We start from the raw sequence: 11,150 nt of genomic DNA, 5'->3' as shown, positions 1-11,150 counted from the left end.
TTTATCAAAAGATGACGATAGTAAAGCCTGTTGTGATAACCAAGTGAAATTAGTTTTTCGAACTTCAAAATAAATTCGGTTAAGCTCCTCTCTATCCTTTTCCTCAAAATCTTTTATCTCTACTTTCAAATTAGTAAAAGTCTTCTCCTAAAATATGGCTACGGGTTAAAATTGATTTACGCTGTTAATTTGTATACCATATTAGGTGTTTTAAAGTCTAAAGATAAGTGTAATCTTATTTCGTTGTACAAATTAATTGCATTTTTTGTAACACTTTTCGTGTGAGTTATATTTATAAAGATTTGGTCGAGATAAAATTCATTTATAAGAATCTAGTTAACACTTTCTGCCATGGTATTTTCGTACTAACATTTTTCTTCTGCCTTACTAATGTTAAAGCGCTTTCTTTTCAGTATTTGAGTTTGTACATGAATACCTTCGGAATCAAGCAGGCCATAAAAGCAATACTATCGTTAATTTTAGCACCCTACAGCCTCTCTAATTTTTGTTTAAAAGCTACTTGATCCAAAAAACAAACGCCCTTAAAGGGCGTGTTTTTAACTTGTTTTTTTAAAATTAGGGACTTGCGCAACGGTTACCGGTGTTGGCAAAAGTTATTTTTTACTTTTTTTGGTCAATCTTCCTGTTGCAAATAGAATTCTATCTATATAGTATGAATATTCTTGTTCTTTTTTTAAGTTATCATTTATAGAGTCTGAATTTAGCCAATCTATATAATTTTCTATTAGTTCCTTTTCTTTTTTTGTTATTACACTTAGTTGTCTAATTTTAGATATATCTTTAGTGTTATTATATTGATGAATAGCAAAAGCTCTAAGCACATGTTGGTCAATTATTGGCTGACTTTTTTGTTTTGTTAAATATTTTCCAAACTGATAAAATACAAAGCTATTTTCTTGCTCCATAATGCTTAAGTCTTCTCGGTGAATTCCTTTGGCAATATGCTTTAATTTTTTTAAATCTCCATTTTTCCAGATTATTGAATATAAAAGTTTTATCAAAGAGCTACTATTCTCTGGTATAGGATTTAAATTATAGTTTTTGTCAATTACCTTATTCGCTATCAGATTATCAATTTCTTCAGATGATATGTTAAAATCAATTTTAGGAAAAGCTTTTGGATCCATCAGATATTTATTATCAAAACTCTCTTTTTCAATTTTAACTAGATCATTTATGGTATCAGATTTTATTATTTTTTCAAATATTTCTGAAACAAAGTTTTTAGATTCTTGGTCTGTCATTTAATATTTAGGGTTAATTTTTGCTAAAACGTTTATGTATATGGAAAATTGCGTGTTTGATTGCGAGGATTTTCCGAAGGAAAATCATTAGGATAAAACTAGCAATAAATTATATACGGTTTTGGCATTTCATTGTTTTTACTCGGACTTGTTCTTATTCGACTTAATTCTCTTTTTTTTCTGCGTTTGAGTGAATTCGGTCAGCGTTTTATTCCGCAAACTTTTTCAATTCCGATTGAGTGAGCAATTCCGCAATTTGCTAAATTCCGCATTCAATTCAGGTTTTGCTTTTCTTTTCAGTTTCCTATTCCGAAAATGAGCTATAAGTCAATTTTTTTAATTCCTTTTTTTATAAAAACTAGATTATTGATTTATTTTTAAGTTCCAAATACTTTTTGTCAATTCTTTTAAAAGAAAAAAGAGCTGTTAAAATCCCTAATATTGAGGATATTGAATAAAGTATAATGAAATCTTTCAAAATCTTCATTGAAAAAGTAAAACGATTATCACTTAATTCAAAGAGTATCATAAATATTGAAAATGGAAGTGCCCAATAAAGCATTCCCTCAATTAGTAAATACTTAAATTTGTTTTTTCTTTTACTTTCCCATTTCTTGTAATAATTTATTTGTTTTTGGTTTAATTCCATTTTTTTAAGGTTTCTGCTCAATGTCTAGTCCTGAAATATGGCTACAGGTTAAAAATTGATTTACGCTGTTAATTTGTATACCATATTAGGTGTTTTATAGTCTAAAGATAAGTGTAATCTTATTTCGTTGTATAAATTAATTGCATTTTTTGTAGCTCTTTTCGCGTGCGCTATATTTGTAAAGGTTTGGTCGAGATAAAATTCATCTTTAAGAATCCCGTTAACCCTTTCTGCCATGGTATTTTCGTAGTAATATTTTTCTTCTGTCATACTAATATTCAGGTGCTTTCTTTTCAGTATTTGAGTTTGTACATTAATTCCATCGGAATCAAGCAGGCCATAAAAGCAATACTATCGTTAATTTTAGCACTACACAGCCGCTCTAATTTTTGTTTAAAGCTACTTGATCCAAAAAACAAACGCCCTTAAAGGGCGTGTTTTTAACTTGTTTTTTTAAAATTAGGGACTTGTGCAACGGTTACCAGTGTTGGCACACGTTATTTCTTTTGTTTAGCTTCTAATTCAGGTAGTTGTTTTTTGTATTCTTCTAAATCCCAAATCATATTATAATTCGATAGATACGATTGTAAATTACCCAAACCAACTTCTGCTCGTCTTTTGTCAACATTATCAGGGTCAATTAGTGGTAGAACATATGGTTCTCCAGTTTTTTCATCTTGACCAACTTGACTGCCATATATCTGTTTTCTTCCATTTCTTAAAGCGACTCTGTCTTCCAAAAGAGCTAAATAACTTGCTTTAGCTCTACCGTTGTTAACGGCATCTTTCAACATAGGTAAGTATTTTTCTTGTGTTTCAAGGTCAGAATGTTGAATTACTAAAAATAAAGTAACGTTTCCTTGGTCTCCAATTTTGTCAGTTCCCATCCATCCTCGTTCGTCAAGTATTTGCTTTATTTTAATTAAATTAATAGAATCAATTTTATCGATTTTTTTCCATTGTTCTTTGATTTCATCAGATTTCCATCCATATTTCTCGCTTATTTTTTCTAATTCGTCACGTGAAGATTGGTCTGATTGATAGATGATATCTAAAGTTGTCACTAAAGGCTTGTCGAAATTTTCTTCAGATTTTTCCTTATTAATTTTAATTAGCGCTAAAACTTCATTCCATCTTTTGTCAATTTGCAAAAGAGATAGATCAGAATCTTTAATAATATGATTATAATTTTTATAATCTCCAGATTTAGCAATTTTAAATAATTGAACAAAAGAAGAATCAACTTCTTTTGCCAAAGCCCAAGAGCAAGCCGCATTGTATCTGTCCGAGGTTTCGCTATTGACTCCCTTTTTGGAAAATGCCTCTGAATATTTTTCAGCAGACTTTTTATAATCTTTTGTTTGGTATAAATCCCAAGCTTTTATTATTAATTCGGAATATTTATCTCGGTCTTGTCCGAATGAAAGATTGAAAATTAAAAATCCAAAAATTGTCAAAATTATCGTTTTCTTCATGGATGTTCCTATTTTTAATGTGTGCCAACAATTAGATATAAGCAATTAGCTACATCCGAATTATATACCTACGAATATATTAAAAAACAACCTACAAAAACTAAATACTGCTTTAAAAATATGGTTGTTAACGTTGTTTAATTGCATACTTGCCGAAGCTTGTGGGTTACTTTTAGTTTTGAAGTACTGTATTACGAGATGGCTTACCTCGGCTACGCTTCAATCAACCTTACCCGACAATGCCAAAAATGATTAACTTCCTAAAAAATCTTTATACCACTTCCCGGAAGCTTTTACAATGCGTTGTTGTGTAGAAAAATCGGTATATACCAAACCGAATCTTGGGTGATAGCCTTCGGCCCATTCAAAATTATCGGTAAAGGTCCATGCAAAATAGCCTGCCACATTTAGTCCTTCTGCTTTTGCCTTTTGCACCTGCGCTATATGCGATTGTAAGTATTGTAAGCGTTCCGTATCGTTTACTTCACCTGAAACAAGTTTATCAGTAAATGCGGCACCGTTTTCGGTAATAATTATTTTTTTTACCCCTTTATACTCATTGAAATGAGCTATCATATTATAGATACTTGGTGGGTATACTTCCCAATCCATGAGCGTTGTTTTTACGTTTCGTTTGGATGCCTTTACTATTCTAGCACGTAAGTATGGCACAAAATAACTATGCTTTACGACTTCTCGGGTATAGTTTTGCACACCAATAAAATCGAAATCGAAAACGGCTTTCTTTAAATCATCTGGTTTTATATAGGCTTCAATACGTTTTAAAACGGGCACGTGTTTGGTGGGGTATCCCAAGCCCAACAAAGGCTCAATAAACAATCTATTTAATAAGGCATTGGCCTTTTTGGCAGCTAAAACATCTCTAGCAGCCTGACTATAGGGTGTTATTTCCGAGCAGGAAAACGTACTTCCTATTTGGGCATCTGGCACCAGGTCTCGCAACATCCTGCCACCAATAGCTTGACAAAGTACCGCATGATGCACTGCTGGCAAAAAATTTTTCAAGCCTTTATTACCCGGAGCATGAACGCCTAAAAAATAACCAGCACCTGTAAATACCATGGGCTCATTTAGCACCATCCAATGTTTTACCCGATCGCCAAAATGAGTGGCACAAACTCTGGTGTAATTTTCAAACCATTGTAGGACTTCGCGGTTTACCCAACCGCCTTGGTTTTGCAAAGCTTGTGGTAAATCCCAGTGGTATACCGTCACCCAGGGCGTAATGCCACATGCTATGCAAAAATTTATTACACGATTATAAAATGCAATCCCTTCTGAACTTACCACACCAGTGCCATTTGGAATGATGCGCGACCAGGCCAATGAAAACCTAAAATGTTTGATATTCATAGATTTCATAAGCAGAATATCTTCTTCAAACTTGTTGTAGAAATCGCAAGCTATTTGCCCATGTTGATTATTAAAGATATTGCCTTTTTTTGATGTAAATTGATCCCAGATGGATACGCCTTTATCATGAATGGCATGCGCCCCTTCTATTTGGTATGCAGCGGTAGATACTCCAAAAACAAAGTCTTTTCCGAAATCTTGAGGTTTTAAATTGAAAGCGTTTTGGGGATTATTAAAATCCATATTTTGATTTTGTATTATAGATTTTCCTGTAAAAGGGTATCTATAATTTGTTCGGTAATATCAGGATAATATACAGGTACTATGGTGTCGGATTCCACCCACTTCACAATATCTTTTATATATTTCTTTTTTAATGCTTTTATTACGGGTACTCCCATATCTTTTAAAGCAGCGGCATTACATTGCTGTTCATATTGTCCTTTCATGGGGATAACCAATAGCTTTTTACCCATAAACAAGGCTTCGGCAGGCGTTTCAAAACCGGCACCACATAAAACACCTTTACTCCTTGCCATACTTTGTACAAAGGTTTCATTGGTAATAGGTTGCACTACTACATTATTGTAAATCGTTACTTTTTTAGTGTGTTTTGAAAACACATCCCAGGTTACCTCTTTTATTTTTGAAAGTATGCCTAGTATTTTCTCATCTTCATACGATGGCAAGTAAACGGTATAATGATTACCAGTTTCGCAAATGGCATTTCGAATATCTTGCCTTATTACTGGTGTAAAAATATCATCTTGATACGACTTGAAATGAAACCCATACTGTTTGGTAGTTGGTGCGTATTTTTTAAGAATTAGTTTTCCTAAAGGATCTTCCTTCTTGGGTTTTGGCGCATTGGCAGCCATAACAGCTGCCTGATGACTTAAACTTACACATGGTAAATTTTTAAGTTTGCATGCCCACGCAGATACAGGTTCAAAATCGTTAATTATCAAATCGTATTTTTCAACTGGCAACGTGTTAATTTCCTTATGAAGTCGCATACTTTTGGCCTTTAGGTAGGTTTTCCAAAAATCGACACCGCCTTTTTTTCCAAAAACAAAACTCAATCCTTTTAACTGGTAAGTTACTGGATATGGTATGTTAATATCGGCTTCGGTACCACTTACTAAAATATCTAATTCAATAGCTTTCTTTTTCAGAATGGGAATAATATCGCGTGCCCTACTTAAATGCCCATTACCCGTTCCCTGAATGGCGTATAGTACTTTTTTGCCCGTCATTTTAAAGCAGTTTGGTTTGTTTAACTGCTGGCTGAAACTCTTTCATCATGTTTTGAAAAAGCTCCTTGGTTTCCAAAAGCTCTTCTTCTTCCGTATCTGGTTCTTCTTCCAGTAAAAAGTTATCTTTAAAATTAAACAAATGCCAAGAACTCTCATAATACTCCAGAGCGGTTAGATTTTCCACCCAATCGCCCGAATTCAAATACATCACGTTACCATGGGTATTTTCTATACATTTTATTTCTGGTTGGTGAATATGTCCGCAAATCACATAATCATACTCGTTTTCAATGGCTATATCTGATGCAATTTTTTCAAAGTTATTAATGAATTTTACGGCAGACTTTACACTATTCTTTATTTTTTTGGACATCGATATGGGCCCTTTTCCAAATTTAGAAGCAAAGAAATTGATAGCACTATTAAGTAGAATGAGTGAATCGTAACCTACAGCACCTAATTTTGCTATCCATTTAGAGTGTTGCATGGTCACATCAAACACATCGCCATGAAAAATCCATGTTTTTTTTCCATCAATGGTTAATAATTCTTTATTTGAAATGCTAAAACTTCCTAATTGAAAGCCAACAAACTTACGAAGCATTTCGTCGTGGTTTCCCGTTATGTAATGTACCTCAACACCATTTGTAATCCAGGAGGTTATAAGTTTTATCACCTTCATATGCGACTTTGGCCAATAGCGTTTACTAAATTGCCAGATATCAATAATGTCGCCGTTTAATATAACTTTGTCTGGTTTTATGGATTTAAGGTATTTAAGAAGTTCCTTAGCGCGACACCCATAGGTACCTAAATGTACATCGGAAATCACAACAATATCAACTGGCCGTCTCTTCATACGTTTGCTATTGCAATTTGTTGGTTAGTTTTATTTTTTAGGGAAGAAGCAAACCCACTTAAAGAACAAGTAGTTATACTTTTTACTGCGAGAGTAGATAAATCGTTAAAGATTATCAGCATACATTTATTACTTAACACCTGCATTCGGTATTATAAGCACAAAATTGTAATTATTAATCTTAACGAAGGTTAATGCAGTATTAAAAAGGTGTTAAGGTTGTGGTTGCAAAATCGCCTAGTATTTTAGGTGCTATCTATATAAAATCGCCTAAAAAACGACAAGTTATTGTGAAATTTCTTCTTTTTTGAATAAAATTAAAATATATTCGAATGCTTAATAATTATGTACCAATTAACTAAATACGACTTTAAATCAATATTAACTTATGAAAATTAGCGTTACACCTATTCAACTCATATCATTTTTTTTGTGTTTTTTTTCATTGCTAGTTCTTCCAATTGAACTGTATGCACAAGCAAATAACAAACCTAATATCATTTATTTGATGACTGACGACCAACGTTGGGATAATATGGGATGTTATGGTAGACCTGAATTTAAAACACCTAATATTGACAAATTAGCCAATGATGGTGTTATATTCGACAATGCGTTTTATGCGGTGTCCATTTGTATGCCAAGTCGTGTGTCTATTTTAACCAGTCGCTATATTTCGAGCCACCGTGTTGGCTTCGCTGCTCCAAACAATTACACCTTGTCTGAATCCGATTTTGCAAATAGCTACCCGGCCATTCTTAAAAAAGCAGGATATCGCACAGGTTTTATTGGAAAAGTAGGTTTTTCGGTTACTGAAAAAGCGCAGCAACCCAGCGTTGTTCCACCAGGATACCTTTATAAAAAATATTTTAGCAATACATTCGACTTTTTTGTAGGAACAGAAACCAATGACAGAAAGGGTGTTGAGATGTGGCCGGAAGATGATGCCGGTTTGCAACATATTTATAGAGCCAACCGACCTGCCACCGAACGTACTTTGAAAACAGGTGATGCGATGTTACGTTTTATAGATACCCAACCTAAAGACCAACCTTTTTGCCTGTCGGTTAGTTTTTATGCCGTGAAACATGATAGTAATTCCGATTTATATGGCCCACACTTCGATTTATTTAAAGATTACGAATTCTCGGTACCAGAAAACTGGGTAGCCGGTGCCAACGATAAATTACCCAAAGTAGTGAAAGAAAATTGGCGTGGCGTTCCTTTACACTTGCAACGATCATCAACACCAGAATTGTATCAAAGACAAGTTCGCCGTTTTGCAACGCAGGGTTATACGGTAGATCAGCAAGTTGGATTATTGATTGAAAAATTGAAAGAAAAAGGCATTCTAGACAACACGATAATTATTTACACCAGTGATAACGGTCGTTTTCAGGGGTCGCATGGTCTTTTTGACAAAGCATTACTATATGAAGAATCGGTAAAACAACCCCTAATTGTTTTTGATGGAAGAGCCGATGCCACTAAACGCCACCGTAGAGAAAAAGCTTTAATTTCTTCAATTGATATTGCCCCTACTATACTATCGTTTGCCGGTATAAAACCAACTGCAAGTATGCAAGGAACCGACTTCACACCTATTCTGAATAAAGAAAAAGACGCTTCTTCTTGGCAGGACGCTGTGTATATGGAGAATCTTTTCCTGGTTTCTATGTTTAATTCAAAGCACAAACCGAATGCTAATGAATTAAATGACAAAGAAATAGCCGAAAACAAATCATACCGCTGTAGAGGCGTACGAACTGATCGGTGGAAGTATTTTATTTATTATGAACATACTCCGAAACTTGAAGAGTTATATGATTTAGAAAACGACCCTTTAGAACAAAACAATTTAGTTAATAACCCGGAATTTGCTGATGTATTACAAAATTTACGTAATAGAACCGAGGCATTTTATTTAAAGGCAGTACAATAAACAAGCAGTTAATTTAATTTGATTAAGCCTTCAACCGATAAGCACAGGTATTAGGCTGCTCTTTTTTGCTGGTATTTTCTTCTGGCCAGGATTAATTTATACCTAAAATCGTCGAAAAATAGACTTGATAATAAAATAAGTGTTCCGAAAATAAGTGTGTTCAATTTCATGTTAATTCTTGAATATAAAAACCCACCTATAATACCACCCATAAAAAAGAAGCAAATAATAAAAATACGCAGTTTAATGTTCGACTTAATTTTCTCTTTATGATGGTATGATTTTGGAAAAAATAATTGGGATAACTCAATTCCTAAATCGGTAAACAAACCGGTTAAATGTGTAGTTCTTACCACGGCATTTGAAATTTTAGTAACAAAGGAGTTTTGAAGCCCCATGGCAAAAAGAAGTGCACAAACAATTAGGTTTGCATTTGTCCATTCTGTCATATCACTTATAATAGCAACACTCATTAAAACAAAACATTCAATGAGTGTTGGAAGTACAAAAACATTCAGTTTTTTATTTTCTCTATACGTTTCAATTAGAAAACTAGACAAGAAGGAACCAAATAAAAATGAAAAAATATAAAGGAAATAAATGGTTCCTTTCCATATTTCAAAATTAGCCACATCACTTATAAACAGTGCGAAATGCCCCGTTACATTCGTTGTTAATTGACCAAAAGCTAAAAATCCTGTTACATTAACTATACCAGCCACAAATGATAAAATAGTAGCTATACGCAAATTATGTTTTAATGTTCTGCTTTTTCCTTGATGTCTAAACATTCTATTTCCATTTTGTTTGGTTTTAAAATGGAGCCCAACGCATGTATGCTTCGAATTTAATCAATTAATTTCAAAACAGTACGGCCTTTCAGTTTTCCTTGAAGCATTAAATCCAATTTAGCCTGAATCCCTTCAAGACCAATTTCATTGCAAGTAGTTTCTATTTGTTTTGGTTTCCATTCATCCGATAACAATTCCCATACCTTTGCTCTTTGTTGCATTGGATAATTTTGGGAGTCGATACCAATTAAAGTAATTCCTCGCAAGATAAAAGGAAAAACTGTTAAGTCAAGCTTTGGAGAAGCAACATTTCCACAACAAGTTACAACGCCTATTGGGCTTGTAGACTTAATAATATTTTCTAGGATAACGCCACCAACCGTATCTATAGCTCCTGCAAATAAAGGCGCTAATAATGGTTTTTTGTCAAAATTCTCAATCTCACTACGCATTAATACCTCTTTCGCACCAAGATTGATTAAAAAGTCCTGTTCTGTTTCCTTTCCTGTTATAGCAACAACCGAATAACCTAAATGATTCAATAACATAACACTTACAGCACCAACACCTCCTGTTGCGCCGGAAACCACAATTTTACCATCTTCTGGTTTAACTAATTCCGTAAGTCTTAAAACAGACATACCTGCGGTTAATCCAGCAGTACCGAAAACCATAGCCTCTTTCATACTCATTTTTTCAGGTAATTTCACAGCCCATTTTGCTGGGACTTGAATATATTCTGCAAAGCCACCATCGGTATTCATCCCTAAATCATAACTAGTTACTATTACTTTATCACCAATTTGAAATCCGGCACTGTTTGATGCTTCTATGGTTCCTACAGCATCAATTCCAGGGGTATGTGGAAAATTTCTTGTAACACCTTTGTTGCCCGAAGCCGACAATGCATCTTTATAATTTAAGGAACTATAATGTACCTTTACTAGTATTTCTTCTTCTCCTAAAGGCTTAAATGCCATTTCTTTAACTGCTCCAATAAATTTATCATCGATATTTTCAACACGGAATGCCTTAAATGTAGAATTAGTTTGTTTCATCTGTATTCGTTTAATTTTGTTTACTTTTGTACAAATATCATAATAAATAAATTGCTAATCAACCACTTACAAAAGGTTGGCATACGAACATTTAATTCAGTTTTAAGTGTTTTCAGTACTTTAAGAGACGAAAAAAAATGAAAAAAAGTTATTGCCCTATAGATACTTTTATAAATGTGGTTAAAGGAAAACGGAAAGCTACTATAATTTTACATCTTTTTCAAGGTGATAAACGTTATGGCGAATTAGTTAGATTACTACCCGACATAAGCGAACGTATGCTAAGTAAACAGCTTAAAGAATTAGAATCGGATGGCTTAGTAAACAGAACGGTTTTTCCTGAGGTTCCTCCACGGGTAGAATATAGCTTAACCACTCTAGGCCAAGAAATTCAACCTGTTTTAAAACAAATGTTTAAAGGAGGCATTCTTTTTGAAAAATCTATTGAAACTTCTCAAAATTAAAGAACAATTAAAGGCAG

The 11,150-nt window shown here is 33.6% G+C and carries 10 protein-coding genes; 2 read left to right on the top strand and 8 right to left on the bottom strand.

The window, feature by feature from the left end:
• Positions 1-614: 614 nt before the first annotated feature.
• From ABYI63_RS14690 to ABYI63_RS14665, 6 genes are all read right to left on the bottom strand, one after another.
• Positions 615-1,265 carry a hypothetical protein gene (locus ABYI63_RS14690; RefSeq protein ID WP_372757354.1) on the bottom strand — a complete coding sequence of 217 codons (651 nt, stop codon included), beginning with the start codon at positions 1,263-1,265 and terminating at the stop codon, positions 615-617.
• A gap of 709 nt (positions 1,266-1,974) precedes the next feature.
• On the bottom strand, positions 1,975-2,184 hold the full coding sequence (locus tag ABYI63_RS14685; protein WP_372757353.1) for an integrase core domain-containing protein: 210 nt from the start codon (positions 2,182-2,184) through the stop codon (positions 1,975-1,977).
• 227 nt (positions 2,185-2,411) lie between these two features.
• On the bottom strand, positions 2,412-3,389 hold the full coding sequence (locus ABYI63_RS14680; protein WP_372757352.1) for a DUF6624 domain-containing protein: 978 nt from the start codon (positions 3,387-3,389) through the stop codon (positions 2,412-2,414).
• 252 nt (positions 3,390-3,641) lie between these two features.
• Entirely contained in the window at positions 3,642-5,006 is a 1,365-nt protein-coding gene (locus tag ABYI63_RS14675) for a GH1 family beta-glucosidase (protein ID WP_372757350.1), read from the bottom strand.
• 14 nt (positions 5,007-5,020) lie between these two features.
• The gene (locus ABYI63_RS14670) at positions 5,021-6,019 is read right to left on the bottom strand and encodes a glycosyltransferase family protein (protein WP_372757348.1); all 999 of its coding nucleotides are present in this window, start codon (positions 6,017-6,019) and stop codon (positions 5,021-5,023) included.
• Between the two features lies 1 nt (position 6,020).
• Positions 6,021-6,878: a UDP-2,3-diacylglucosamine diphosphatase gene (locus tag ABYI63_RS14665; protein WP_372757346.1), complete on the bottom strand. Its 858-nt coding sequence runs from the start codon at positions 6,876-6,878 to the stop codon at positions 6,021-6,023.
• A gap of 388 nt (positions 6,879-7,266) precedes the next feature.
• On the opposite strand from ABYI63_RS14665, the gene ABYI63_RS14660 reads away from it, so the two are divergent.
• Positions 7,267-8,820: a sulfatase-like hydrolase/transferase gene (locus ABYI63_RS14660; RefSeq protein ID WP_372757344.1), complete on the top strand. Its 1,554-nt coding sequence runs from the start codon at positions 7,267-7,269 to the stop codon at positions 8,818-8,820.
• Between the two features lie 50 nt (positions 8,821-8,870).
• Here the strand turns inward: ABYI63_RS14660 and ABYI63_RS14655 are convergent, their stop codons facing one another.
• Both ABYI63_RS14655 and ABYI63_RS14650 read right to left on the bottom strand, forming a co-directional pair.
• Positions 8,871-9,611 (bottom strand): YoaK family protein, encoded by a 741-nt coding sequence (locus ABYI63_RS14655; protein WP_372757343.1) that lies wholly within the window; start codon positions 9,609-9,611, stop codon positions 8,871-8,873.
• Positions 9,612-9,667: 56 nt separating this feature from the next.
• Positions 9,668-10,669 (bottom strand): YhdH/YhfP family quinone oxidoreductase, encoded by a 1,002-nt coding sequence (locus ABYI63_RS14650; protein ID WP_372757342.1) that lies wholly within the window; start codon positions 10,667-10,669, stop codon positions 9,668-9,670.
• A 137-nt stretch (positions 10,670-10,806) separates the two neighbouring features.
• Here ABYI63_RS14650 and ABYI63_RS14645 point away from each other — a divergent pair, with 137 nt between their 5' ends.
• Positions 10,807-11,133: a winged helix-turn-helix transcriptional regulator gene (locus tag ABYI63_RS14645; RefSeq protein WP_372757341.1), complete on the top strand. Its 327-nt coding sequence runs from the start codon at positions 10,807-10,809 to the stop codon at positions 11,131-11,133.
• Positions 11,134-11,150: the final 17 nt, after the last annotated feature.

The organism is Mariniflexile sp., from assembly GCF_041583155.1.
GTDB lineage: Bacteria > Bacteroidota > Bacteroidia > Flavobacteriales > Flavobacteriaceae > Mariniflexile.
The sequence above is the reverse complement of the archived record's forward strand: the minus strand, read 5'-3'. Positions and strand labels throughout refer to the sequence as shown.